Below are 773 nucleotides of genomic sequence, written 5' to 3'. Positions count from 1 at the left end.
GCCGATATCCGTGACGGCATCTCGATCAATCGCGCGACCCGTCGAGGAAATCAAGCCGCCGATCTGACCCCTTATGAAAGCGATCAGACCACGCACTTCTCGATCGTGGATAAGGACGGCAACGCTGTTTCCAACACCTATACGATCAACTTCTCTTATGGGTCGGGAATGGTCGCGGATGGCACCGGCGTGCTGATACAATTCCAAGCGCGATATCAAGACCCAGCGATCCGGTCGAGGTTGCCTCAACATCCATCACGGCATTATCTTGCCCTAGCTTCATGATCGAGCCCTTGCCGAACTGCCGTTCGATCTGAGCCAATGCGCTTTCCAACGCCTTTGCCTTATCCATTTCGCGCTTTCCGTTCGATTCAAAGAGGTTCGCAGTTGCCATCGAAATCCCTTTTCGCACAGGCTACAAGCACCGGCAATCGGGCTTGATATTCTCTTTTTGTTCCTATGCTATATGGGCAAGCGGACCCGAGATAGCAAGGGTTTTCATCAAATTGATCTTTTTGCCAAAATGCTTAAGCAATACTTAAATGACGATGCGCTTCACGAAGGAATCAGACGATGTTAGTTTTTTGGGAACAGCGGCTTCTGATATCCCTGTTTCGCTTCTGCACCCGGATCACATTGCCGGTTTACGCAGGCGCCCGGCGATGCGCAGGGCATTCGCCTCGATCATATCGGCGGCCTCGGTGACATATCCTGCCGATACTCCCGCAAGCGCCGACACCTCTGTGATGACCGCGATCTTTTGCGCGACGATC

At 52.8% G+C, this 773-nt stretch carries 1 protein-coding gene and 1 pseudogene; one reads left to right on the top strand and one right to left on the bottom strand.

Features of this window, described 5'->3' with window-relative positions; translation table 11 throughout:
* Positions 1-285: gamma-glutamyltransferase (locus TR36_RS16415; RefSeq protein WP_275477452.1), on the top strand; the 285-nt coding region annotated here is incomplete at its 5' end.
* Here the strand turns inward: TR36_RS16415 and TR36_RS14145 are convergent.
* Positions 200-394 (bottom strand): annotated as a pseudogene (locus TR36_RS14145) (DNA recombination/repair protein RecA); the annotation flags it as partial. The gene TR36_RS16415 and the pseudogene TR36_RS14145 sit on opposite strands and share 86 nt — an antisense overlap.
* Between the last annotated feature and the right edge of the window lie 379 nt (positions 395-773).

Source organism: Falsirhodobacter sp. alg1, assembly GCF_000739715.2.
In the GTDB taxonomy this organism is placed as follows: Bacteria; Pseudomonadota; Alphaproteobacteria; order Rhodobacterales; family Rhodobacteraceae; genus Falsirhodobacter.
The sequence above is the reverse complement of the archived record's forward strand: the minus strand, read 5'-3'. Positions and strand labels throughout refer to the sequence as shown.